This is a genomic window from Arthrobacter sp. WCS2018Hpa-7, from assembly GCF_031843805.1.
GTDB lineage: Bacteria > Actinomycetota > Actinomycetes > Actinomycetales > Micrococcaceae > Arthrobacter.
In genome coordinates this window covers 174,062-197,726 of sequence record NZ_JAVTJB010000005.1, presented here as the reverse complement: position 1 = coordinate 197,726, position 23,665 = coordinate 174,062, and the positions used below count along the sequence as shown (strand labels likewise).

General features: G+C 64.5%; 18 protein-coding genes. 13 read left to right on the top strand and 5 right to left on the bottom strand.

The window, feature by feature from the left end; all coding sequences use genetic code 11:
* Nucleotides 1-20: 20 nt before the first annotated feature.
* On the bottom strand, nucleotides 21-1,343 hold the full coding sequence (locus tag RQH14_RS08120) for a glutamyl-tRNA reductase (RefSeq protein ID WP_311212793.1): 1,323 nt from the start codon (nucleotides 1,341-1,343) through the stop codon (nucleotides 21-23).
* A gap of 158 nt (nucleotides 1,344-1,501) precedes the next feature.
* On the opposite strand from RQH14_RS08120, the gene hemE reads away from it, so the two are divergent.
* The 10 genes from hemE (at nucleotide 1,502) to RQH14_RS08070 (ending at nucleotide 12,733) form a co-directional block, all read left to right on the top strand.
* The gene (gene hemE / locus RQH14_RS08115) at nucleotides 1,502-2,617 is read left to right on the top strand and encodes a uroporphyrinogen decarboxylase (RefSeq protein ID WP_311212792.1); all 1,116 of its coding nucleotides are present in this window, start codon (nucleotides 1,502-1,504) and stop codon (nucleotides 2,615-2,617) included.
* Nucleotides 2,618-2,622: 5 nt separating this feature from the next.
* Nucleotides 2,623-4,092: a protoporphyrinogen oxidase gene (gene hemG / locus RQH14_RS08110; RefSeq protein WP_311212791.1), complete on the top strand. Its 1,470-nt coding sequence runs from the start codon at nucleotides 2,623-2,625 to the stop codon at nucleotides 4,090-4,092.
* 72 nt (nucleotides 4,093-4,164) lie between these two features.
* Nucleotides 4,165-4,866 (top strand): hydrogen peroxide-dependent heme synthase, encoded by a 702-nt coding sequence (gene hemQ / locus RQH14_RS08105; protein ID WP_089595661.1) that lies wholly within the window; start codon nucleotides 4,165-4,167, stop codon nucleotides 4,864-4,866.
* A complete protein-coding gene (locus RQH14_RS08100; protein ID WP_311212790.1) occupies nucleotides 4,863-6,086 on the top strand; it encodes a ferrochelatase in 1,224 nt (407 codons plus the stop codon). The genes hemQ and RQH14_RS08100 overlap by 4 nt, the downstream gene beginning before the upstream one ends.
* Nucleotides 6,083-7,081: a hydroxymethylbilane synthase gene (gene hemC, locus RQH14_RS08095; protein WP_311212789.1), complete on the top strand. Its 999-nt coding sequence runs from the start codon at nucleotides 6,083-6,085 to the stop codon at nucleotides 7,079-7,081. The genes RQH14_RS08100 and hemC overlap by 4 nt, the downstream gene beginning before the upstream one ends.
* Complete coding sequence (locus tag RQH14_RS08090; protein ID WP_311212788.1) at nucleotides 7,068-7,946, top strand: uroporphyrinogen-III synthase; 879 nt, start codon at nucleotides 7,068-7,070, stop codon at nucleotides 7,944-7,946. The genes hemC and RQH14_RS08090 overlap by 14 nt, the downstream gene beginning before the upstream one ends.
* Complete coding sequence (hemB, locus tag RQH14_RS08085) at nucleotides 7,943-8,923, top strand: porphobilinogen synthase (protein ID WP_311212787.1); 981 nt, start codon at nucleotides 7,943-7,945, stop codon at nucleotides 8,921-8,923. The genes RQH14_RS08090 and hemB overlap by 4 nt, the downstream gene beginning before the upstream one ends.
* Nucleotides 8,923-10,017, top strand: coding sequence for an LLM class flavin-dependent oxidoreductase (locus RQH14_RS08080; protein ID WP_311212786.1), 1,095 nt, complete (start codon nucleotides 8,923-8,925; stop codon nucleotides 10,015-10,017). The genes hemB and RQH14_RS08080 overlap by 1 nt, the downstream gene beginning before the upstream one ends.
* A gap of 13 nt (nucleotides 10,018-10,030) precedes the next feature.
* The gene (gene hemL, locus RQH14_RS08075) at nucleotides 10,031-11,350 is read left to right on the top strand and encodes a glutamate-1-semialdehyde 2,1-aminomutase (RefSeq protein ID WP_311212785.1); all 1,320 of its coding nucleotides are present in this window, start codon (nucleotides 10,031-10,033) and stop codon (nucleotides 11,348-11,350) included.
* Nucleotides 11,351-11,461: 111 nt separating this feature from the next.
* Nucleotides 11,462-12,733 (top strand): glycoside hydrolase family 3 N-terminal domain-containing protein, encoded by a 1,272-nt coding sequence (locus RQH14_RS08070; RefSeq protein WP_311212784.1) that lies wholly within the window; start codon nucleotides 11,462-11,464, stop codon nucleotides 12,731-12,733.
* Between the two features lie 64 nt (nucleotides 12,734-12,797).
* On the opposite strand, the gene RQH14_RS08065 is transcribed toward RQH14_RS08070, so the two are convergent.
* From RQH14_RS08065 to RQH14_RS08050, 4 genes are all read right to left on the bottom strand, one after another.
* Entirely contained in the window at nucleotides 12,798-13,535 is a 738-nt protein-coding gene (locus RQH14_RS08065) for an amino acid ABC transporter ATP-binding protein (protein WP_207594071.1), read from the bottom strand.
* Nucleotides 13,532-14,296, bottom strand: coding sequence for an amino acid ABC transporter permease (locus RQH14_RS08060; RefSeq protein WP_105690693.1), 765 nt, complete (start codon nucleotides 14,294-14,296; stop codon nucleotides 13,532-13,534). The genes RQH14_RS08065 and RQH14_RS08060 overlap by 4 nt, the downstream gene beginning before the upstream one ends.
* A 12-nt stretch (nucleotides 14,297-14,308) precedes the next feature.
* The gene (locus RQH14_RS08055) at nucleotides 14,309-15,259 is read right to left on the bottom strand and encodes an ABC transporter substrate-binding protein (protein ID WP_311212783.1); all 951 of its coding nucleotides are present in this window, start codon (nucleotides 15,257-15,259) and stop codon (nucleotides 14,309-14,311) included.
* A 325-nt stretch (nucleotides 15,260-15,584) separates the two neighbouring features.
* On the bottom strand, nucleotides 15,585-16,295 hold the full coding sequence (locus RQH14_RS08050) for a 3'-5' exonuclease (protein WP_311212782.1): 711 nt from the start codon (nucleotides 16,293-16,295) through the stop codon (nucleotides 15,585-15,587).
* A gap of 66 nt (nucleotides 16,296-16,361) precedes the next feature.
* Here RQH14_RS08050 and RQH14_RS08045 point away from each other — a divergent pair, with 66 nt between their 5' ends.
* From RQH14_RS08045 to RQH14_RS08035, 3 genes are read left to right on the top strand one after another with little or no spacing between them, the layout of a single operon-like run.
* Nucleotides 16,362-16,778 (top strand): MGMT family protein, encoded by a 417-nt coding sequence (locus RQH14_RS08045; protein ID WP_311212781.1) that lies wholly within the window; start codon nucleotides 16,362-16,364, stop codon nucleotides 16,776-16,778.
* Nucleotides 16,775-20,122: an ATP-dependent DNA helicase gene (locus tag RQH14_RS08040; protein ID WP_311212780.1), complete on the top strand. Its 3,348-nt coding sequence runs from the start codon at nucleotides 16,775-16,777 to the stop codon at nucleotides 20,120-20,122. Before RQH14_RS08045 ends, RQH14_RS08040 begins: the two co-directional genes overlap by 4 nt.
* Nucleotides 20,119-23,652, top strand: coding sequence for an ATP-dependent DNA helicase (locus tag RQH14_RS08035; RefSeq protein ID WP_311212779.1), 3,534 nt, complete (start codon nucleotides 20,119-20,121; stop codon nucleotides 23,650-23,652). Before RQH14_RS08040 ends, RQH14_RS08035 begins: the two co-directional genes overlap by 4 nt.
* Nucleotides 23,653-23,665 lie beyond the last annotated feature (13 nt).

Sequence of the window (23,665 nt, the reverse complement as noted above, 5' to 3'; positions counted from 1 at the left end):
GAAGGCGTGGCCCCGTCTGCTCAGGCGCTCTCTGAGCGGAGCTGCTGGTGGTCCACGGGGCATTCAGCGGCCGGGGCTGCAGCCTGGGGCTGTTCCACCTGGATTCCGTAGAGTGCCTCAAGGGCTGCGACGTAGTCATCCTGCTGACCGTTGGCGGCAAGTTCGCGTGCACGGACTGTGGGGATGTGGAGGAGCTGCTTGACCATGCGGCGCAGTGCGAACTCCACCTCCTCGGCGGCAGCCGTGCAACCGTGACGGGCGCGGACCTTTTCCATTTCGGCGTCCAGGACGTTCATGGTGTGGCGGCGAAGCGCCACGATGGCCGTGTCCACGGAGCGTGCTTCGCGCTCGGATTCGAAGGACGCGGCCGCGCCGGTGACGATTGCACTTGCCTGGGACAGCGACTCTGCTTGTTCCTGGGGTGCAGCGAGCCGGACGGACTCAAGCGTCAAGAGCTCAACGCCGTCGAGTTCGCCCACCGCGGGGTCGAAATCATGGGTGAGGGCGAGGTCGATGGCGATCAATGGCTTGCCCGATTGCGCCCGGACACGGGCGAGGTCCGCGGCCTCGACACGGTTGTCAGATCCGCTGCAGCCGATCATGACGTCAGCTGCGGCAACAGCGGCGGGGAGGGTGTCGGCGTCGAGCGCTGTTCCGCCGCGGGTGGCGACGAAACCTTCGGCGCGGCCGGACGAGGAGTAGACCGAAACCTCGGTGCAGCCCCGTTCACGAAGCAATGACATGGTGGCGCCAGCGTAGGCGCCGGTGCCGAACACCACAACTTTCTTGGTGGACCAGTCGTCATTCTCGGCGAGGTCTGTTGCGAGGTCCAGGGCGACGGAAACGATGGAGAGCCCGCGCGAGCCGAGGGCGGTTTGTGCGCCTACGTCCTTGGCGGTCTTGGAAGCTGCCTGGAACAAGCGGACCAGCCCGGAGCTCGCTGTGCCTTCCTGCTGGGCGGTGATCAGTGCCCGGCGGACCTGGCCGGCGATCTCGCGCTCACCCACCACGGCGGAGTCCAGTCCGGCGCTCACGGCAAAGAGGTGCCGGGTGACCTCCGGACCGGTGTGCGTGGCGAAGGAACGGGAAACCAGGTGTTCGTTGAGTCCGCTCAGTTCGCTGATCTGGGACACCAGGGCGGATCGTGCCGCCTCGAGGTCTGCGCCAGGGGCCGTTTCGCCGTAAACCTCGTAGCGGTTGCAGGTTGCCAGGACCACGGCGCCGGACACCACGGGGGAATCCGTCAGGGTTGTCGAGGCAAGCCCAGAGGAACCGTTGCTCAACTGAGCGACAGTTTCGAGGTCGATGTCGGCGTGTGTAGCCACCAATGAGAAAAGAACCACAGCACCCCAATCATAGCTTTTTCGTAGCCCGGTAGAACAATATGGCACCGTGGCGATCCACACGCAGTGGAGTGATCGCCGCCACAAAGGCCCGGGAAGCGCTCAACGTGACAGCTTGTCGTTATCTTTTGCCCCGGATTTTCGGCACAATCGAAGGCATGACTTCTAGCTCGGCAGCATCCAAGAGTACGGCCTCCAACGCCCCGGCGGGAACCCTCGACGCCAACCACCCGCTGAAGGACGGCCGGACCTCGGATTCGCCGTTGATTACGGCCTACCGCGGCGGCACGCCGTCCCGCAGGCCCGTGTGGTTCATGCGTCAAGCCGGCCGTTCCCTGCCCGAGTACCTCAAGGTACGCGAGGGTGTCGCAATGCTGGACTCCTGCCTGCGTCCGGAACTTGCGGCGGAAATCACCCTCCAGCCGGTTCGCCGCCATGATGTTGATGCGGCCATCTTCTTCTCCGACATCGTCATCCCGCTGAAGCTGGCAGGCGTTGGCGTGGACATCGTCCCCGGCGTTGGACCCGTCTTGGATAAGCCTGTCCGCACGGCCGCTGATGTGGCAGCCCTTCCCACGCTGACGTGGGAGGCGCTGGAACCCATCCGCGAAGCCGTCCGCCTGACTATTGCCGAACTCGGGAAAACCCCGCTCATCGGGTTCGCCGGTGCACCGTTCACCTTGGCGGCCTACATGGTTGAAGGCAAGCCTTCCCGGGACCACCTTGGACCCCGGACCATGATGCACGCCGATCCTGAAACCTGGGCGGCACTGGCCACTTGGGCGGCCGATACCTCTGGAATGTTCCTCCAAGCCCAGCTCGAAGCGGGTGCTTCGGCTGCGCAGCTCTTCGACTCCTGGGCAGGCTCCCTGGGCCTGGCTGACTACACCAAGTACGTAGCGCCGGCATCCGCCCGGGCGCTGGACCATGTCCGTGGCCTGGGTGCTCCGTTGATTCACTTCGGTACGGGTACGTCCGAGCTCTTGGTCGCCATGCGCGATGTAGGGGTGGATGTGGTGGGGGTTGACTACCGACTTCCGTTGGATGAGGCCAACCGCCGCTTGGGCGGCACCGTCCCGCTGCAGGGAAACATCGATCCCGCCCTTCTCGCTGCTCCGTGGGAGGTCCTTGAAGCCCACGTCCGCGACGTCATTGCGGCCGGAGCCCATGCGCCGGGACATGTGCTGAACCTGGGCCACGGAGTGCCTCCGGAAACGGATCCCACGGTCCTGACCCGCGTCGTGGAACTTATCCACTCCATTCCCTCGGAGTAGTGCCGATGCGCGGGGGACACGCAACGCCCAGGACGCCGGCGGAAGGGCCATCGGCCATTGTGGTGGGCGGTGGCATCTCGGGCCTGATCGCTGCCCGTGAACTTGCCATGGCCGGCTTTGCCGTCACCATCCTGGAAGCGGCCGACGCCTGGGGCGGCTGCGTGGGAAGCCATGTTGTTGCCGGGCTGCATCTGGACAGTGGAGCGGAATCGTTTGCCACCCGGTCGCCGGCTGTTGCCGACCTCGCCCGCGAGCTTGGCCTGGCGGACAAGATTGTTGCCCCGCACCCCGGAGGTGCCTGGGTGCAGTTGCCCGACGGACCGCAGGAACTACCCAAAACGGGAATCCTGGGCATCCCCGCCAATCCTTGGGATCCGGAAGTCCGCCGTTCTTTGGGACTCGCTGGAGCCGTCCGTGCCTCGTTGGACACATGGCTTCCCGCGTCTCTTGGCACGTCTTCGGCTGTCACCAGTGTTTCCGCGCTGGTCCGGACCCGTATGGGCAAGAGGGTCCTTGAGCGGCTGGTTTCCCCGGTGGTGGGCGGTGTCCATTCGGCCGACCCCGATCTTCTGGATGTCGATATGGTTGCGCCAGGCCTGCGGGCGGGTATCCGTCAGCATGGTTCACTGGCTGCCGCTGTTGCGGCCCAGCGCAGGGCCGCCACCGGCTCCGCCTCCGGACCGGCGAAGGCTGGGTCCGCCGTCGCGGGCTTGGAAGGCGGCATGAATTCGCTGGTGACGGCCCTTGTGGCAGACCTGCGCGGACGCGGCGTTGACCTGATGACCGGAATGCGCGCCGACGCGGTGGCGAAGACCACGGACGGCTGGCGGGTCACCGCCGGCGGTTCCATTTACGACGCCGGCCGGTTGGTGGTTGCGCTGGACGGCCCGGCCGCCGTCGGGCTTCTTGAGCAGTCCTTGCCGGAATTGTCCGGCTTGCGTCCGGCCCCCGGGCCACTGGTGAGCTTGGTGACCATGGTGGTGGACCTGCCCGAACTCGACCGCAGGCCCCGTGGGACTGGAATCCTGGTGGCGCCACAAACTCCTGGAATCAAGGCCAAGGCGTTGACCCACGCAACGGCCAAATGGGACTGGTTGGCTGGCGAGGCCGGCCCGGGGACGCATGTCCTGCGCCTGTCCTATGGCCGTCGTGAAGAAGCTGCCGGGGGAGCGGACATCGTCCTCGATGATGAGTCGCTCCTGGCCGCTGCCGTGGCGGATGCCTCCTCACTGTTGACGGTGCCTGTATCACGGGCGGACATCGTTGATTGGGATGTGGTGCGGTGGGCTGGCGCCTTGCCGTTCGCCGCCGTCGGTCATAAACAGCGCGTCGGGCAGGTACGTGCCGCCTGCGCTGCGACCCCGGGCTTGACGGTTGTTGGAGGCTGGCTGGCGGGGAATGGCCTGGCCGCGGTGGTGGCCGACACCCGGTCACAGCTCGCCGCAGCCGTTGCCGAGGATCCATCCAAACTGTGATTTGCATCACTTCTACGTGTTGTAGAAGTGATCCGTTTCGACTTAGCGGCTGGCACGGGGCAAACTTGAACCATGAGCCACACTTCTGCCGAATCTGTCACTAAAACTGCTGAAACCGAAGAACAGTTCTACACGCTGTGGACGGTCTTCAAGCGCTCGGCCGACGTCCTGCGCAGCGGCGATGCTGCCCAGGAATTCGAAGCCCTTGCGGAGAAGCTCGCTGAGGGTGGCGTCATCCTCCGCGGCAGCTACGACGTCTCGGCGATGCGCTCGGACGCGGACATCATGGTGTGGCTCCACGGCCCCAAGCCGGAGGACCTGCAGGCCGCCGTCCGTTCCATCCGTCGCAGCAAGCTTTTCGCCGGCACCGACATCGTTTGGTCCGCCATGGGCGTGCACCGCGAAGCCGAGTTCTCCAAGAGCCACGTGCCGGCGTACGCCCGCGGAGTCGAGCCGAGCACCTGGCTCTGCGTCTACCCGTTTGTCCGCTCCTACGAGTGGTACCTGCTTCCGACGGACGAACGCGGCAAGATGCTCCGCGACCACGGCCTGCTGGGACGCGAATTCCCGCAGGTCATCTCCAACACCGTTTCCTCCTTCGCGTTGGGTGACTGGGAATGGATCCTTGGCCTTGAAGCACCTGAACTGGTGGACCTGGTAGACCTGATGCGCCACCTGCGCGCCACCGAAGCACGCCACCACGTTCGTGAAGAAATCCCCTTCTACACCGGCCGCCGTGTCACGGCTGCCGAGATTGCCGAGGTTCTCGCATGACCGGCCCCGCTGTCTCCACTGCACTGAACGCCGTCACGGAGCGTGGCCGCCAGGAAGCAGCGCGTTACGACGCCGTGCTCCTGGCGTCCTTCGGCGGTCCCGAAGGCCAGGATGACGTGATTCCGTTCTTGCGGAACGTCACCCGTGGCCGCGGCATCCCCGATGAGCGTCTCGAAGAGGTCTCGCACCACTATCGGGCCTTCGGCGGCATCAGCCCCATCAACCAGCAGAACCGGGAACTGAAGGCTGCTATCGAGGCTGAACTGGCCCGCCGCGGCATCGAACTGCCGGTTCTTTGGGGTAACCGCAACTGGGATCCCTACATCGCCCCCGTACTCCAGGACGCCTACGACGCCGGACACCGCCGGCTCCTGATGCTCACCACCAGCATCTACTCCTGTTACTCCAGCTGCCGCCAGTACCGCGAGGACATCGGCGTCGCACTGACGGAAACAGGGTTGGACGGCAAGCTCCAGGTGGACAAGATCCGCCAGTACTTCGACCACCCCGGCGTCGTCCAGCCCTTCCTGGAAGGTACGTCTGCGGGCTTGGAAGAGATCCGTGGCAAGCTCGCCGCTGCCGGCGAGGCTGATCCCGATTCGAAGATCCGCGTCCTGTTCGCGACGCACTCCATCCCGACGCGGGATGCCGAGGCCGCTGGCCGTTCCGAGGACGAGCCCCGCGAATTCGCGGAAGGCTCGGCTTATGCTGCGCAGCACTTGGCCAACGCCAAGGCCATCATGGATGTTGTGGCGCCCAACGTCGCCTGGGACTTGGTGTACCAGTCCCGGTCCGGCGCCCCGCACATCCCGTGGCTTGAGCCGGACATCAACGACCACCTCGAGGAGATCGCCCCCCAAGGCGTCCGCGGCGTCGTCATTGTTCCCCTCGGCTTCGTCAGCGATCACATGGAAGTTGCCTGGGACCTCGATACCGAGGCGCTGGAAACCTGCAAGAACCTGGACATCGCGGCAACCCGTGTTCCCACCCCGGGTACGCACGCGGCTTTCGTGTCCGGCCTGGTGGACCTGATCTGCGAACGCACGGTGGAGAACAACATCGCCGAGCGCCCCCATGTCACGGACCTTGGACCCTGGTACGACGTCTGCCGCCCCAACTGCTGCGAGAACTTCCGTGGGGCGAGGCCCGTCATTTCAGAAGTTGGCACCACGGTGGGCATCGGCCACGATGCCTACCCGGCTGCGGAGGCTGCCAAGTGACCGTTCGCATCGGCACCAGGGCCAGCAAGCTGGCCCTGACGCAGACTCGGCAGACGGCGGACAAGTTGTCCGCGGTTGGCGGCTTCCCGGTAGAGCTGGTGCACATCAAGACAGAGGGCGACGTCAAAACCGGCTCCCTTTCCCAGATGGGCGGAACGGGCGTATTCGTCGCCGCCTTGCGTGATGCGTTGCTGGCCGACACCTGCGATGTCGCCGTGCACTCCCTCAAGGACCTGCCCACCGGCGCAGCCCTTGGACTGAGTATCGCCGCAACGCCCAAGCGGGTTGATGTCCGTGACGTTCTCTGCGCACGGGACGGTATGACACTTTCCGAGCTTCCGGGCGGGGCCAAGGTCGGCACAGGTTCACCACGCCGCGCTGCCCAGCTCCGGGCAGCCCGGCCGGATATCGAGGTTTTGGACATCCGCGGCAACGTGGACACCCGCCTCGGCCGGGTTCCCGGCCTGCCGGGCAACATCACGGATGAGGTTGTGCAGGGCAAGTCCTGCGATCTCGACGCCGTGGTGTTGGCCGCCGCTGGATTGGAACGAATGGACCGGCTGGATACTGTCAGCGAGTTCTTCGAAACCAACGTCATGTTGCCCGCACCCGGGCAAGGTGCGTTGGCCATCGAATGCCGGACTGAGGACGCTCCGCACCAGTCAGGGTCCACCGCGGGTTCACACGGCGTGCTGGCCCAAGCGTTGGCGGCATTGAACGACGACGACACCCGGCTGGCCGTGACAGCCGAGCGTGCCGTGTTGGCCAGGCTCGAGGCCGGCTGCGCCGCTCCGGTGGGTGCCTATGCCTTCCGAAAGGGCAGCATGCTGCACCTGGAAGCAGTGGTCTGCGCCGTGGATGGCACCAAGACCGTTCGTGAGAAAAAAGCCACCGATGGGCTCACGGAAGTCGGCGCCACGTTGCTCGGCATCGAGGTGGCTGAGTTGCTGCTCGCTGCCGGTGCCGCGGAGATCGCGGACCTTGCCGCGTCCTGAACCGCGTGATCCACAAGGGCTGACCGGTCGGCGCATCCTGATCACCAGGAGCGCCGACCGTGCCAAGCCGCTGGCGTCGTTGCTGACCAGTCTCGGGGCCGCACCCTTGGTGCTGCCCCTGATCGATTTTGAACGGGCAAAAGACCAAGCACCCCTCGACGATGTCCTGGACCGCCTGGCCGCCGGTGAATTCGATTGGTTGGTGATCAGCAGCATCACCAGTGCCCGTGTCCTTCTTGAGAAGGCTGCAGAGCGGGGCACAACCCCGGCGGGCTTGGTTCCGGCAGGTACCCGCGTGGCCACCGTCGGCCCGTCCTCGTTGAGGGTCCTGGAATCCATTGGACTCTCCGTCCACCTTGCGCCAACGGAGCTTCAGTCTGCCGACGGCCTGGTGGAACTGTGGGAGCCCGCACCTGCCCGGGTGCTCCTTCCCCAAGCCGATATCGCGGCACCGGGGCTGCGGGAAGGCCTGGCTTCAAAAGGTGCTGAGGTGACCTGCGTGGTTGCCTACCACACCGTGGACTACCCGGCCGGGGCGGGACTTCGCCTGACGGCGGAACTGCCAACCGCCGTCGAGGTTGCCGGGGACGACCTGCCGGCAATGCTCAACCCGGAAGAGGCACGGGCTGCCCTCGACGCAGGAACTGTGGACGCCGTGGTGGCTGCCTCGCCCAGCGCCGCACGCCGCATCGCCGAAACCTTGCTGCCGTTGGGCGGCTGCCGGCTGATTGCGATCGGGCGTCCGACGGCGGCGGAAGCCTCGCGCCTTGGCCTCACCGTAGCTGCCACAGCCAAAGAACCAACTCCGGACGGCATCGTGGCCGCCTTGGAATCTGTTTTCGCCAACGAAGGGAACCCGCAATGAGCTTTCCAAACCATCGTCCCCGCCGTCTGCGCACAACTCCCGCCATGCGCAGGCTCACCGCAGAGAACCGGCTGGCACCTGCGGACCTGATCCTCCCGGCGTTCATTCGGGAGGGCCTTACCGAACCCAGCCCCATCAGCTCGATGCCGGGTGTGGTACAGCACACCACTGATTCCCTGAAACGTGCTGCTGCCGAGGCTGTGGAGCTTGGCGTGGGCGGCATCATGCTGTTCGGTATCCCCGCGGTGCGCGATGCACAGGGTACGGCTTCCCTCGATCCGGAAGGCGTCCTGAACAAGGCCATCCGCGACGTCAAGACTGAGGTGGGCGACGACTTGGTCATCATGGGCGACGTTTGCCTGGACGAGTTCACGGATCACGGCCACTGCGGGGTCCTCGACGCCGATGGCTATGTAGACAACGACGCCACACTGGAGATCTACGGGCAGATGGCTGTAGCCCAGGCCGACGCGGGCGCCCACGTACTGGGGCCCTCGGGCATGATGGATGGCCAAATCGCCGTCATCCGCCAGGCGTTGGAGGAATCCGGCCACAAGAACACCGCTGTCCTGGCCTACGCGGCCAAGTATGCCTCAGCGTTCTACGGTCCGTTCCGTGAAGCGGTCGACTCCCAGCTCAAGGGTGATCGCCGCACCTACCAAATGGATGCGGCCAACCGCCGGGAGGCCATTCTGGAAGTGGAACTGGACCTCGAAGAAGGCGCCGACATGGTGATGGTCAAGCCTGCCATGAGCTATCTGGATATCCTGGCCGACGTCGCAGCGATGAGCCCGGTGCCGGTCTCGGCCTACCAAATCTCCGGTGAGTACGCCATGATCGAAGCGGCTGCGGCCAACGGCTGGATCGACAGGCGCGGTGCCATCACCGAATCCGTCCTGGGGATCAAGCGTGCCGGAGCCGATACCGTGCTGACCTACTGGGCCTCCGAACTGGCAGGCTGGCTGAAGGAGTCCTGATGACATCCGTTCCCTCTGACCGCGGTGCGTCCTCGGACCCGGCCGCGCCGGTAGCGGCCAACCACATCCTCCTGGGCTTGAACACTTTTGGCGACGCCGGCGTCGACGCCGACGGGAACCCCAAGGAGCACGCCCGCGTCCTTCGCGAACTCCTCGAAGAAGCGAAGCTGGCCGACGCCGTCGGGATCCATGCCTTCGGGGTGGGAGAGCACCATCGCCGGGACTTCGCCGTGTCCGCACCCGAGGTCTTCCTTGCGGCCGCGGCCGCAGTGACGTCCCGGATTCGCCTGGGCTCGGCCGTTACGGTGCTGAGTTCGGATGATCCCATTCGTGTTTTCCAACGTTTCTCCACCGTGGATGCGCTGTCCAACGGCAGGGCTGAAGTGATGCTGGGCAGGGGCTCGTTCGTTGAATCCTTCCCACTGTTCGGCCTTGACCTGGCTGACTACGAAGTCCTTTTTGAGGAGAAGCTGGAGCTTTTCGACAAGGTACGTGCCCAGAAGCCGGTTCACTGGGAGGGCCGAACCCGCCCCAACGTCAACGGCCTGCAGGTGTACCCGAAATTGCAGCACCACTTGCTGCCGGCCTGGATCGGCGTGGGCGGAACACCCGAGTCCGTGCTGCGTTGCGCTGAATACGGCTACCCGATCATTTTCGCCATCATCGGGGGAGAACCCCGCCGCTTTGCCCCGCTGGTGAACCTGTACCGCGAAGCGATGGCGAAGTACGGTCACCCGATGCGCCAGATAGCAACGCACTCGCCAGGCTTCATCGCCGATACGGACGAGGCCGCCCGGGAGGAGCTCTTCCCGCATTGGCTGGACCAGCGGAACAGGATCGGCGCCGAGCGCGGCTGGGGTCCGGGAAACCGAGGTGAATTCGAGGCCATGTGCGGTCCCGAAGGCGCCCTCTACGTGGGCTCGCCGGAAACTGTTGCGCAGAAGATCGTCCTGCTCAAACGCACCTTGGGTGTGGACCGCTTCGACCTCAAGTACAGCAACGGGACCCTGCCCCACCAATCCATGATGCGCTGCATCGAGCTCTACGGCACCGAGGTGGCCCCACGGGTTGCCCGGCTGCTCCAGAATCACTGAAAGAATAGGAACCATGTCTTCCAACACCCCTGTGTCCGACCAGCTCTTCGACCGCGCCCGGTCCCTCATGCCCGGAGGAGTGAACTCCCCGGTCCGTGCCTTTGGATCCGTAGGCGGCAACCCGAAGTTCATGGTTTCGGCCAAGGGCGCCTACCTTACGGACGCCGACGGCAAGGAGTACGTGGACCTCGTCTGCTCCTGGGGGCCCGCGCTGCTGGGCCATGCCCACCCTGCCGTGCTCGATGCCGTGCACGCAGCCGTGGACCGCGGCCTGTCCTTCGGGGCTTCCACCCCGGATGAGGCCAACCTGGCCGAGATCGTCAAGGACCGCGTATCCGCCGTCGAGCGCCTGCGCATGGTGTCCACTGGCACCGAGGCGACCATGACCGCCGTTCGCCTGGCCCGTGGCTTCACCGGCCGCAACCTGATCATCAAGTTCGCCGGTTGCTACCACGGCCACCTGGACGGTTTGCTGGCCGCCGCAGGTTCAGGCGTGGCCACCTTGGCCCTTCCGGGCTCGGCAGGCGTCACCGAGGCTACAGCGGCTGAAACCCTGGTTCTGCCCTACAACGATCTCGCCGCGGTGGAGGCCGCCTTCGCCACCCACGGTAAGAACATCGCCGCTGTGATCACTGAAGCAGCTCCCGCCAACATGGGTGTTGTCACGCCGGGAGAGGGCTTCAACGCAGGCCTGTCCCGCATCACCACGGAGCACGGGGCCCTCCTGATCGTGGACGAAGTCCTGACCGGGTTCCGCACCGGCTACTCCGGCTACTGGGGCCTGACAGGCCGCCAGGAAGGGTGGGCGCCCGACCTGCTCACCTTCGGCAAGGTCATCGGCGGCGGAATGCCGACGGCGGCACTTGGCGGCCGTGCCGACGTCATGGACTACCTTGCTCCAATTGGCCCGGTCTACCAAGCGGGCACGCTGTCAGGAAACCCCGTGGCCATGGCCGCCGGCGTAGCGACACTGACCCATGCAACACCGGAGGTCTACGCCTACGTTGATGCCCGGTCGCTGGAGCTCTCCGCGGCCCTTTCGTCTGCCCTGGATGCTGCAGGCGTTGACCACTCCATCCAGCGGGCAGGGAACCTGTTCTCGGTTGCCTTTGGTACCTCGGCGCGCGGCGTGCACAATTACGACGACGCGCAGGCTCAGGAGAGCTTCCGCTACGCACCGTTCTTCCACTCCATGCTGGACTCGGGCGTTTACCTTCCGCCCTCCGTCTTTGAGGCATGGTTCCTGTCTGCGGCCCACGACGACGCAGCGATGAACCGTATCTTCGAGGCTCTTCCCGCAGCGGCCCAGGCTGCTGCGGGCGCTAAGGCCTGACCCTGTCGATGCCCCGGTCAGGTGCGGAGAGCACTTGGCCGGGGCATTGCTGTCTCCGCACGGGGTAGGCTCGTAGGTGGAAACCCACCCCCAACGAACTAACGGTTTACCATGCGCAAGACCCAGACAATTGCATCCTTCGGTGTAAGCATCGCGACGGCTGGAGCTTTGCTCGCCATGGCGTCCGGCTGCTCAAGCGGCAGCGGAAGCACCGCTGTATCCCCAACAGCAGGGACGGCGTCGCCCTCTGCCTCATCGGCGTCAGGCACTCCGCAGGCAGTAACCCCGCCACCCAGCACTTCACAAGCGGCACCCTCGCCCTCCGCTGCCCCTGCCACCAGTGCCCCTTCGGCCGCAGAGCAACAGTTGGCGGCGTTGAGCCTTGAACAGCGGGTAGGCCAACTGTTCATGGTGGCGGCCAAGGCCACCGGCGCCGAGCCTGGAACCATGCAGGCGTTGAAGGAATATCATGCGGGCAACGTCTACCTGAGCGGGCGCAGCAAAGCAGGCAGTGCTGCCACCGCTGCCGTCGTGTCGTCGTTGACGGGAACTGTTTCCGCTGCCACCACTGGCGGTGTGCCTCTCTCCGTGGCCACCGACCAGGAGGGCGGGTATGTCCAGGTTCTTTCAGGACCGGGGTTCTCAACGATTCCCACCGCGCTGGTGCAGGCAGGGGCAGGGCAGGCAAAGCTCCGGGCCGACGCTGCGATCTGGGGCAAAGAGCTGCGGAGCGCCGGCGTCAACGTCAATCTCGCTCCCGTGCTGGACACGGTCACCAGCCCGGAGTTTGCTCCGTCCAATGCCCCCATCGGCCACTTCCAACGCGAGTACGGCTATTCACCCGCCACGGTGTCGACCCTTGGCAATGCGTTTGCCGATGGCATGAAGGACGCAGGCGTGGCGCCTGTAGTGAAACATTTCCCCGGCTTGGGCAGGGTAGTCCCCAACACCGATGTCACCAGCGATGTCAGGGATACCTCCACCACCCGAAACGATCCCGCCTTGGAGCCGTTCCAGGCCGCCATCACATCAGGTACGCAGTGGGTCATGGTATCGAATGCCTACTACGACAGGATTGACCCCGCGAACATCGCACCCTTCTCGCCTATGGTGATGGACACCATGTTGCGTGCAGACGCCGGCTTCAAGGGGATTGTTCTTTCCGACGACCTCTGCAGTGCCGCGCAATTGGAAGCCTGGTCCGATGCAGACCGCGCCCTGAACTTCTTTGGTGCCGGTGGAACCATGCTGGTGTGTGCAGATCCTGCGAGTATTCCTGCCATGTACCAGGCCGTGGTGAAGAAAGCCACAGCTGATGCCTCCTTCCGCGCCAAGGTGGATGCCGCCGCCCTCACAGTGCTGCGGGTCAAAGCGGGACAATGATCACAGCAAAGAACCCCGCCTTCGCAAGGAAGACGGGGTTCTCAAGGCTTGTTTTTTGTCCTGGCTAAAGGACATCCGACAGGAAGCCCTGCAGGCGTTCCGTTTGCGGATTGGTGAACAGCTGCTCCGGGGGACCGGACTCCACCACCACACCGGCGTCCATAAAGGTCACTACGTCGGAGACATTGCGGGAGAAGCCCATCTCGTGGGTCACCACCACCATGGTCATGCCGCCTTGGGCCAGGTCCGTCATGAGGGCAAGGACGCCCTTGACGAGCTCCGGGTCCAATGCGGAGGTCGCTTCATCGAAGAACATGACCTCGGGCTTCATGGCCAGCGCGCGGGCAATCGCAACGCGTTGCTGTTGTCCACCTGAGAGGTTGGCCGGCCGTGCGTCGGCCTTGTGCTTCAAACCCACCAAGTCCAACTGGGCCAGGGCTTCATCGCGGGCCTGTTCCTTGGACATGCCACGGAGCTTGCGCAGGGCCAGCGAAATGTTTTCCGCCACCGTCTTGTGGGGGAAAAGGTTGAACTGCTGGAAGACCATGCCAATGCGGCGGCGCAGTTCGTCCGGGTTGTCCTTGAGGACAGAACGTCCATCGAGCAGGATGTCGCCCTGGTCCGGCTCGATGAGCCGGTTCATCACACGCAGGAGCGTTGACTTGCCCGAGCCTGAGGGGCCAATCACGGAGGCCGTGGTGCCCTTCTCGACGTGCAGGTCAATGCCCCGCAACACGTGGTTGCTGCCGAAGGACAAATGGATGTTCTTCGCCGTCAATGTTCCTGAAGCGAATTCACTCATGCCTGGGCTCCCTTTCCTACCACTGCTGCTGCCTCGTCCGGTTCCTTCTTCTCCGGCCGGCCGGAGCGCATGCGGGCATCAATCCAGTTCACGAAGTGCGTGAGCGGGATGGTCAGCGCGAGGTAGAAGATGGCCGCAGCGACGTACGGCGACAGATTGCCGCTGTTGGCGGCGGCATCCTTGCCGATCTGGAAAATCTCACGCTCAGTGGCCAGAAGACCCAGCATGAACACCAGCGAGGATTCTTTGATCAACGCGATGAACTGGTTCACCAAGGCAGGAAGAACCCTGCGGATGCCCTGGGGCACCACCACGAGGCGCATGGACGAGCCGTAGCTGAACCCGAGGGCGCGCGTCGCTTCGAGTTGTCCCTTGTCCACGCTCTGGATGCCGGAACGGAAGATCTCGCCGATGTACGCACCGGACATCAAGGACAGCGCCGCGATGGCCATGGGATACGGGCTGGTGGAGCCCGTCAGCTCACGAATGATGGGGCCGAAACCGAACCCGATCACCAGGATGGTCAGCACCGGAGGAAGCCCGCGGAGAATGTCCGTGTAAATGCGGGCTACCCACCGTGCTGCTGCGTTCCGGGAAATCCCCATCAGGGCGAGCAGCATTCCAAGTGCAGTCCCGATGATGCCCGAGACGACGGCCAGGACGATGGTATTGGGCAGGCCGACGGCGAACATCTTGGGGAGAACTTCGCCTATTGCCTCCCAGTCAAAGAAGGACTCGGCCAGTTGATTGAGGATATCCATGGAACGCCCTGGTTACTTGGCGGGGAGCTGGACGGCCTTGCTGCCCGGCTTCCAGCCCTCGGGGGTCTGCTCGGCAGCGGTCGGACGGTCCTTGTACCACTCGGACGTGAGCTTGGCCCAGGTGCCGTCAGCAATGACAGCATCCAGACCGGAGTTCAGGGCGTCGATCAGCGGCTGGTTGTCCTTGTTCACGGCGTACGCGGTGAAGTTCTGGGTGTTGACGACCTTCTCGGCGATCTTGGTGTTGTCGCCTTCCTTGACCTGGCCTTCGGCCTGCTGGGAAGGAGCGACCCACGCGTCGATCTGGCCGTTCTTCACGTTGCCGTAGACCGTGTTGTAGTCGGGGAAACGGACGGGCTCGATCTTGAGCGTGTTCGTCATGTAATCATCCTGGACGGTGCCCTGGACGACGCCGATGCGGAGGCCTTCCTTGACGTCGGCGAAGCCGGTGACCTTGGAGTCGTTCTTGGTCACGATCGCCATGTAGCCGAAGTCGTAGCCGTTGGTGAAACCGACCGTCTTGCGGCGGGCGTCCGTGGTGGAGATTGAGGAGGATCCGACGTCGAACTGCTTGTTGCCCACCTGGGACAGGAGCGCCGAGAAGTCTGTGGACGCGAACTCGACCTTGAGGCCCAGCTTGTCGCCGATGGCACGCAAGAGCTCATTGTCGTAGCCGGTGAACTTGCCCGAAGGGTCAATGAAGATGTTCGGCGGGGCGTCGGAGAGGGTGCCCACGCGCAGGGTGCCGTCGGTGATGAGGCCCAGCTTGGACTTGTCGATCTTGTCCAGCGGCGTCACCTCGGCGGTGGTGAACGTGTCGAGCGATTTCTGGTCGCTGCCGGCCAGTGCATCGGTGGGCGAACCGCTGGGCTCGGAGGTTCCACCGCCACATGCTGCCAGGGAAATCACCAGGGCTGCGGCCACAGGGGCAACAGACAGCCACTTAGGGGTTTTGAATTTCATGAAGAAATCACTTTCATCGGGTCACGGAGACGTTTCACGGTGGGCGGGGAATGTGGCAACCGGGAGGAGGTTGGCTGCCCTAGCAGACTTCAACCCGCCAAACTTAATTATGTCACCAGCCCACCGGGGCGCGGTGAATCGAAGAAACGGTGGCTCACACTCGATTACGCCGAATAAAGTGCCTGCGTCAAGGTCATCAACCGTTGGACTGTTCCGACGTTTGCTCGGCTGGTGGAATCCGCGCGCGACTGAGGCCCAACCGCGGGTTCCCGAAAACCATGTGACATGCGTCGCAGAACGTAACCCTCGCGGGGATCGCCTCGGCTTAGAAACCGCCCCGGCTGGCGTCTTCGGGCGGCAGGACCGGCCACTCGCCCTCAATGACCGCAGTGGGTTTGCTGCGCCGCAAGTACTGCTGGAAATCGGCGGCTTGCGACGCCGCCCAGTCTACTTGCAGCTGGTGGAGTGTGGGTGCCGGCATCTGCAGCTTGGGGAACTTGCCGGCCATCGCGTCCAGGACGCGGAGAGTGGCGAGGGCATCCGCAGCAGAGGTGTGTGCGTTGTTCAGGTCAACGCCGTACTCCTCGCACAGGGCCGTGAGCGTGCGCTTGCCTTTTCGGTAGCGGTCCACTTGCTTGTTCATCACGTAGGGGTCCAGTACGGGGAAGCGGCTCAGTTGAGGAACGCCGTAGCGGGCAGATTCTGCTGCCAGTACCGTGAAGTCGTAACTGGCGTTGAACGCGATGACGGGAGTGCCGTCGTCGAACAGTCCTTGGAGCACCCCGGCGACCTCCCTTGTGACCTCTGCTGCCGGGCGGCCTTCCGCACGGGCCTTCTCAGTGGAGATGCCGTGCACCTCACTGGCTTCAAGCGGGATCTCCACACCGGGATCTGCCAACCACTCGTGCTCTGCGATGAGCTCGCCGTGGGCATCCACAACTGTGATGGATGCGGTGACGATCCGCGCTGACCGCGAGTTCTTCCCGGTGGTCTCGAGGTCGAATGCGGCACGGGAGAGGGTGTTCCAGGAGGTCATATCTTCAAGCTACCGGCTGGGTCCGACAGTCTTTGGGCGCGACACTCCTGCCGTTACGCTGAACACATGCGGATGGAGTATGTGACGGCGGTTCTGGCGGTGGTGGACCTCGTGCCATCGGGTTCGGCAGTCTCCTACGGCGACGTGGCAGAGCTCCTGGGTGCCGGCGGGCCGCGCCAGGTCGGCGCAGTGATGAGCCACTATGGCAGCTCCGTGGCCTGGTGGCGCGTCCTGCGGGCCAGCGGGGAAGCACCTCCCGGTCACGAGATCGACGCCTTGAAACATTACCTGCAGGAATCCACTCCGCTGCATGGTGCTTACGAGGCCTTTCTCAGGACGGGCGAAGGCCGTTGGCGGGTTGACCTGACAGCGGCGCGATGGGCGCCGTCGGACGCCGACTTCGATCAACTTGATGTGATCTCTGACCAGTTGGAGCGTCGACTCCATAAATTGTCGGTGCCCGATGATGAAATGACTGTGTGACCGCCACTCCTGCCAAAACCCGCCAAGCACCGGCCGCTCTTCGCCTGATGCCTCCGCGAGAGACCCTCTACGCGGCACCCGTTTTATCCCCGGACCAACGTGCAGTCGTTTCACTCCGGCAGGGGAGCGGCCCCGTCCTCGTGCCCGGAGGTCCGGGCACAGGCAAGTCAACGGTGCTCGTGGAATCCGCAGTGCGCCGCGTCCGGGAAGACGGACTGAATTCGGAGCAGATCCTCATTCTTGCTCCTGGGCGCCACGCCGCCGCGGCTTTGCGGGACACCTTCACCGGACGGCTGGACCGCAGCCTCAGTACGACGCCGGCACGCACCTGGGCGTCATACGCCTTCGACGTCATCCGGCGGGCGAAAGCCGAGGGCGTCATACCGCTGGCACGGCCCCCCAAGCTCCTCTCCGGTCCAGAGCAGGACCTCATTATCAAAGAACTCCTTGAAGGCCATGCGCGGAAGGGTTTCCAGCTGCCATGGCCCGAGGATCTCAGCGCGGCCCTCTCCACCCGGGGCTTCCGCCACGAAATCCGCCAGTTGTTCGACCGCATCATTGAGTCCGGCCGTACGGCGGAGGATTTGGTGGGGCTCGCCTACGGGTGCGGACGTCCCGATTGGATGGCCGCAGCGGAGCTGTACAGCGAATACCGGGACGTCCTGGACCTCCGCATGCCCGAGGCTTTTGACCCCGCAGGAATCATTACTACGGCGCGCCAGATCTTCCAGGATTCGCCGGCATTCCTGGCCGCGGAACGTGAACGCCTCCAGCTGATCCTGGTGGACGATGCCCAGGAATCCAATCCTGCGATTTTTGAACTTCTCGCCGATATATCGGAGGGCAAGGACGTTGTGGTCACCTACTCCCCGGATACCGTAGTGCAAGGCTTCCGCGGTGCCCGTCCTGACCTCGTGGCCGAGTTGCCTTCCCTGTTGGCGGGCATGCAGGGCGTGGTCACTGAACGTCCTTTGTGGTTCACCCACCGGCACATGCCCGTGGTAGCCGAGGCCTGGACGCGCGTCGCGGCACGTATTTCCCAGCGTTCCGGCGGTCAATTGGCCCGACGCCTTGAGCAGCCGCCACGTCCGGACACCGCAGGAGAGTCGCCTGCCCGTGATGGCAGGGTGGAGGGGCATGTGCTGCCATCGGCGGTGCACGAGCTGCGTTACGTTGCCCAGCGGATTCTGGAAGCTCAACTGAGGGAGCGCCGGGAGTTCAGTGACATCGCCGTGATCGTGCGGAACGGTGGCCAAATCTCACAGATGCAGCGCTACCTGAGTGGCCAGGGAATACCAGTGCGCGTTCCAGTGGCAGACACGGCCGTCCGGGACGAAGTAGCAGTGCGTCCACTGCTGGAGGCCTTTGCCATAGTCCTGGACCCGGCCAAGTTGACCCCTGAAAGCGCTGTTTCGCTGCTGACATCGCGCGTCGGCGGTGCCACCGCCATCGAATTGCGCAGGCTCAGGCAGTCACTCAGGCGCGAGGAACTTCTGGGTGGAGGTGGCAGGTCCAGCGATGCACTGCTGGTGGAAGCGCTGCTGGAACCCGGCGCGCTCGCGTCGCTGGGAATTGAAGGCAGCGCGGCCCGTCGTCTTGCCCGCATGATCGCGGCAGGTTCCACAGCCGCTGCCCAGCCTGGTGCCAATGCGGAGTCTGTTTTGTGGGCTTTGTGGCAGGCTACCGGTTTGTCGTCCCGCTGGGCTGAAATGGCGCTGGAGGGTGGAAACGCCGGTGCACGTGCGGATCGCGACCTCGACGCCATGATGGCCCTGTTCCATACAGCCGAACGCTTCGTGGACCAGTTGCCTGGATCCGGTCCTGAGCAGTTCCTGGACTACCTGTTGAACCAGGAACTTCCCATGGACACTCTTGCGGCACGGGCCCAGCTTGAGGCCTGCGTGGAGATCATGACACCGGCCAGCGCAGCGGGACGGGAATGGCCAGTGGTGATCGTCGCCGGTCTCCAGGAAGGAGTCTGGCCGAACACCCGCCTGCGTGGCGAACTGCTGGGCAGCACTGTCTACGCCGATGCCGTGGAGCATGGAGTGGACTACGCCGTGCAGCGGGGACCACTGAGCAAGCTCCGCGATATCCGCTACGATGAACTCAGAAGTTTCTCAACGGCGGTTTCCCGGGCCCGTGAAGTCTTGATCTGCACGGCCGTCTCCTCTGAAGACGAGCAACCCTCCGCTTTCCTGGACTACGTCGCACCGTTGGATTCCGGCCAGTTTCAACGCGACTACACGCCCGTGGACCGCCCCATGACACTCAGGGCGCTTGTCGCGGAGCTGAGGCAGCACGCACAGTCGGCGGAGTCCGTTGCCGACGGCGCAGGCGTTACCGGTGCAGGGCAGGAAGCAGCGCGGATACTGGCCCGGCTTGCCAGCACGGATCCACCCGTTCCGGGGGCCCACCCGGACACATGGTGGGGTTTGGCGGCGCTGAGTTCCAAGGAGCCTGTTGTCCCTGAGGGGGGTATAGTCTCCGTCTCGCCTTCCAAGGTTGAGGCTGTCCATAAGTCACCGCTGGACTGGTTCGTCCAGGCCGCTGGTGGTGAGGCTGCCACTGATTTCGCGCGAAGCCTCGGCACGTTGGTCCACAGCATCGCCCAGGAACTGCCCGAGGCCTCGGGACCGGAATATGTGGCTGAACTCGTCCGCCGGTGGCCAACGTTGGGCATGAAGGACAACTGGGAAGGAAAGCTCGACTTCCAACGCGCAGAACAGATGGTGCGCAAATTGGCACAGTACATCCTCATCATGCGCAGCGAGGGAAGGAGCCTTCTGGCCGTAGAGCACGACTTCGAAGTAGAGCTTCCCGACGTCAGTCTCGATGCGAACCTTGCAGATCCCGAAGCGGTTTCCACCCGGCATGCCGTGCTCCGGGGGCAGGTGGACCGCCTTGAGGTTGATCCCCAGGGACGGCTTGTGGTGGTGGACCTCAAGACCGGCAAACGCCAACCTGGCAAGGCCGACGTTGCCAGGCACCCGCAATTGGGTGCCTATCAGGCAGCGGTGCTCAAAGGTGCCTTCCAGGACGCTGGAACCGGAGAAGAAGCGCCCGACACCGGGTCCCGCACCGGCGCTGCTGGTTTCGCACCCGGTGGCGCGGTGCTGGCCCACTTGGGAACCAAGACAAAGACGCCCGCAGTGCAGCAGCAGGATCCCCTGGATCCTTCCGTGAACTGGGCGGAGGAGCTGGTCAACGACGCCGCTGCCTTGATGGCAGGGGCCTCGTTCGAAGCACGCCATGACCCCGGCAAGAGCGGGCATGGCGGCCATGGATGCCGCCTCCCGGATGTTTGCCCGTTGTGCGCCAGAGGAAAGCAGGTCACCGAATGACAACAGAGCTCCTGGACGGATTTGCCGCCGCGCTGCCTGGCACCCTTGGCGGCACACATGTTCCCGAACCCCGTTTCTCTCCGTCTGAGCTGGCCGACATCCTTGGCGAGAAGAACCATCCCACTGCCGAACAGTCGGACATCATTGCCTCTTCCTTGTCACCCCGGCTGGTGATCGCCGGGGCTGGCTCCGGCAAGACAGCCACCATGGCCGACAGGGTGGTGTGGCTGGTTGCCAATGGGTGGGTCCGTCCGGAGGAAGTGCTTGGCGTGACGTTCACGCGGAAGGCTGCCGGTGAACTGGCCAGCCGTATCCGGAGCAAACTGGCCACCCTCCAGCGCATCGCGGCGGAGGACGATGGCAGCATCGGGTTCCCCGACGGGCTCCTGGGGGCTGACGACCTCGAACCCAAGGTCTCCACCTACCACTCCTACGCAAGCGGCATTGTGACCGATTATGGGCTGCGGCTGGGCATCGAGCGCGACGTCGTCCTGCTGGGTGGGGCACAGTCCTGGCAGCTGGCCAGCGAAGTAGTAGAGGCTTACGACGGCGACTACGAGCATTTCACGGCGGCCAAGTCCACTTTGGTCAACGCCGTTATCCAGCTGGCGGGGGAGTGCGCCGAACACCTTCAGGATCCCGGTTCGGTACGCAACTGGGTGCTGGAGCGCGTGGAGACCTTCGAGCAGCTTCCCTACGTGGCTGGTGCCAGCAAAAATCCCACACAGGCAGCGGCATCGTTGGCCGCCATGCTCCGGACCCGCGCCAGCGTGGCAGACATGGTGGTGCGCTACCAGGAAGCAAAGCGGCAACGCGGAGTCCTCGATTTTGGGGACCTCGTGGCCCTTGCTGCCCGGATCGCCAGCGACATTCCACTCGCGGCGTCTACGGAACGGGCCCGGTACAAGGTGGTTCTCTTGGACGAATTCCAGGACACCTCCCATGCCCAGCTGGTGCTCTTCTCGCGCCTTTTCGGCCAAGGCCACGCCGTGACAGCGGTGGGGGACCCCAACCAGTCCATTTATGGATTCCGGGGTGCCTCTGCCGGGCAGCTCTTCCACTTTGTGCAGGAGTTCCCGGTCAGGCACCCGGACACCACAGGCGGCGCAGAGACCTATTCAGTGGCTCCAACCTCCTACCTGACCACCGCCTGGCGGAACGGCAGGAACATCCTTGCGGCAGCCAACACCATCGCCGCGCCCTTGAACAAAGCTGCGGCCACGGACGGCCCGGCAGGGGACAGGGACACAGCAGGCAACGTCTCAGTCCCGGCGCTGGCGCCTAGTCCGGCGGCGGTGGATGGAAGCGTCGTGATTGGCCGTTTCAGCACGGATGAGGACGAAGCTGCCGTCATTGTCCGCGATGTCCGTCGCTACAAACGGACAGTCTTCGAGGAAGAGAAGGACGGGACGCCCGTCAAGCCGACCATGGCTGTCCTGTGCCGGAGGCGGGCGCAGATGGAGTGCCTTCGCCGGGAATTCGAACTGCAGGGAATCGCCTACGAGATCGTGGGCCTTGGCGGCCTGTTGGACACCCCGGAAATCGTGGACCTGGTGGCTACCTTGCGGGTCCTGGCGGATCCCGGGCGGTCGGATGCCCTGATGAGGCTGCTGGCCGGGGCACGATGGCGTATTGGCCCGGCAGACCTGATGGCCTTCAATGACTGGTCGCGTTTCCTGGCTCGCCGCCGGTCAAGCCTGGGCCCCGCTTCCCAACCCATGGATGACAATGAGGAACCGGACGCAGTGGTGGTTGAAAGCGACATCACCGATGCCTCGAGCCTCGTGGAGGCCCTTGACTTCCTGCCCAAGCCCGGCTGGACGTCCGGGCATGGTCGCACCTTGAGCGCCCCTGCCCTGGAACGACTGACCCGCCTTGCCTCGGAGCTTCGTTCCCTCCGGAGCTACATTGGGGATGACCTCACCACGCTCCTTGGCGAGGTTGAACGCGCCATGCTCCTGGATATCGAGGTGGCCGCCAAGCCGGGAATCAGCATCCACCAGGCCCGCCGCAACCTGGATGCCTTCCAGGATGCTGCGGCCGGATTCCTGCAGACATCCCAGCGGATTGATCTGCTGGCCTTCTTGTCGTGGTTGGAGGCAGCGGCCTCCGAAGAAGGTGGATTGGATCTGGCCCCTGTGGAGACCAACCGGGAAGCTGTGCAGTTGCTGACGGTCCACGCCTCCAAGGGGCTGGAATGGGACGTCGTCTTCGTCCCCGGCCTCAATGCCGGATCATTCCCCAGCACCAGGGATTCACGATGGAGCAGTGGCGCTGCGGCGCTGCCTTGGCCGTTGCGGGGCGATCGCGCCGACCTTCCGCAGTGGGACCTGGACCAGCCAGACCAAAAGGGATGGCTGGACGCAGAGAAGGATTTCAAGTCCGAGGTCCAGCATCACGGCGAGGCCGAGGAGCGGCGGCTGGCCTATGTGGCCTACACCAGGGCCAAGTTCGTCCTGTGGGCGTCCAGTGCTGCCTGGAACGGTTCGCGCTCCGGAATGGCCGGCATGTCCGCTTTTCTCTCGGACCTGGCACCTCTTGCTGGAGTTGAGGGAGATGCTGCAGCCGAAGGTAGTGGAACGCCTGCCGGCCGGACAGGCTCAGCGGTAGTTCATCCCGAGTCCGTGGCCGAAGAATCACTCCCTGGGGAAAGCCCACTGACGACCACACTTGAAGTTGCCGGGTTCCCCTATGACCCCCTCGAAGGTCCGTCCGATCCCCGCACAGGCCTCCGGCTTAGGCTGGCTCCTGGACGCAGACTGGCCATGGACCAGGCCGCGGCCAACGTCCGTGCGTACATCGCCGATGCACCATCACGGATACAGGTCCCTGAGCTCACGGGCGGGGCAGCGAAATGGGCCCAGGAGGCAGACCTGCTCCTCGACCGTCAACAGCAACGCAAGACCACCCAGGACGTCCACCTTCCGAGCCACATCTCTGCCTCTCTCTTCGTGGACCTCGGCGCGGACCCGGCTGCCGTGCTTTCGCAGCTCCGCAGGCCTGTGCCGCGCGAACCCGGTATTTCGGCGCGTAAAGGCACGGCATTCCATGCGTGGGTTGAAGAGTACTTCGGGACCACGGGCATGCTTGACCTCGATGAGGCCCCGGGTTCGGATTCCCACATCGACGAGGCCTACGGCTTGGATGAGATGGTGGCGGCGTTCAAAAAGTCCGAGTGGGCCCAACGCGCGCCCGCCTTCGTCGAGGTGCCCGTGGAAACTCGAATTGGCGACGTCGTAGTCCGGGGACGCATCGATGCCGTGTTCCGCGACGCGGACGGTCGCTGGCAGTTGATCGACTGGAAAACCGGCCGACGACCCGCGGGCCGACAGTTGGCGACGCGTGCCGTGCAGTTGGCCGTATACCGGCTGGCCTGGGCCCGGCTCCAGGGTGTGCCCCTCGAAGAGGTCAGCGCGGCGTTCTACTACGTGGCGGATGACTCAGTGGTCAAGCCGCACGATCTGGGAACAGCCGATGAACTCGAGCAGATCGTTGCCAAGGCTTTGGAGACCAGCGGCCAGGGGCGCTAGGGCCGACCTGCAC

Bases quoted from the DNA above. Each gene is read 5' to 3' on its own strand.
- hemE (WP_311212792.1), top strand. From the start codon at position 1,502: ATGACTTCTAGCTCGGCAGCATCCAAGAGTACGGCCTCCAACGCCCCG.
- hemG (WP_311212791.1), top strand. From the start codon at position 2,623: ATGCGCGGGGGACACGCAACGCCCAGGACGCCGGCGGAAGGGCCATCG.
- hemQ (WP_089595661.1), top strand. From the start codon at position 4,165: ATGAGCCACACTTCTGCCGAATCTGTCACTAAAACTGCTGAAACCGAA.
- RQH14_RS08100 (WP_311212790.1), top strand. From the start codon at position 4,863: ATGACCGGCCCCGCTGTCTCCACTGCACTGAACGCCGTCACGGAGCGT.
- hemB (WP_311212787.1), top strand. From the start codon at position 7,943: ATGAGCTTTCCAAACCATCGTCCCCGCCGTCTGCGCACAACTCCCGCC.
- RQH14_RS08080 (WP_311212786.1), top strand. From the start codon at position 8,923: ATGACATCCGTTCCCTCTGACCGCGGTGCGTCCTCGGACCCGGCCGCG.
- hemL (WP_311212785.1), top strand. From the start codon at position 10,031: ATGTCTTCCAACACCCCTGTGTCCGACCAGCTCTTCGACCGCGCCCGG.
- RQH14_RS08070 (WP_311212784.1), top strand. From the start codon at position 11,462: ATGCGCAAGACCCAGACAATTGCATCCTTCGGTGTAAGCATCGCGACG.
- RQH14_RS08065 (WP_207594071.1), bottom strand. From the start codon at position 13,535: ATGAGTGAATTCGCTTCAGGAACATTGACGGCGAAGAACATCCATTTG.
- RQH14_RS08060 (WP_105690693.1), bottom strand. From the start codon at position 14,296: ATGGATATCCTCAATCAACTGGCCGAGTCCTTCTTTGACTGGGAGGCA.
- RQH14_RS08055 (WP_311212783.1), bottom strand. From the start codon at position 15,259: ATGAAATTCAAAACCCCTAAGTGGCTGTCTGTTGCCCCTGTGGCCGCA.
- RQH14_RS08050 (WP_311212782.1), bottom strand. From the start codon at position 16,295: ATGACCTCCTGGAACACCCTCTCCCGTGCCGCATTCGACCTCGAGACC.
- RQH14_RS08045 (WP_311212781.1), top strand. From the start codon at position 16,362: ATGCGGATGGAGTATGTGACGGCGGTTCTGGCGGTGGTGGACCTCGTG.
- RQH14_RS08035 (WP_311212779.1), top strand. From the start codon at position 20,119: ATGACAACAGAGCTCCTGGACGGATTTGCCGCCGCGCTGCCTGGCACC.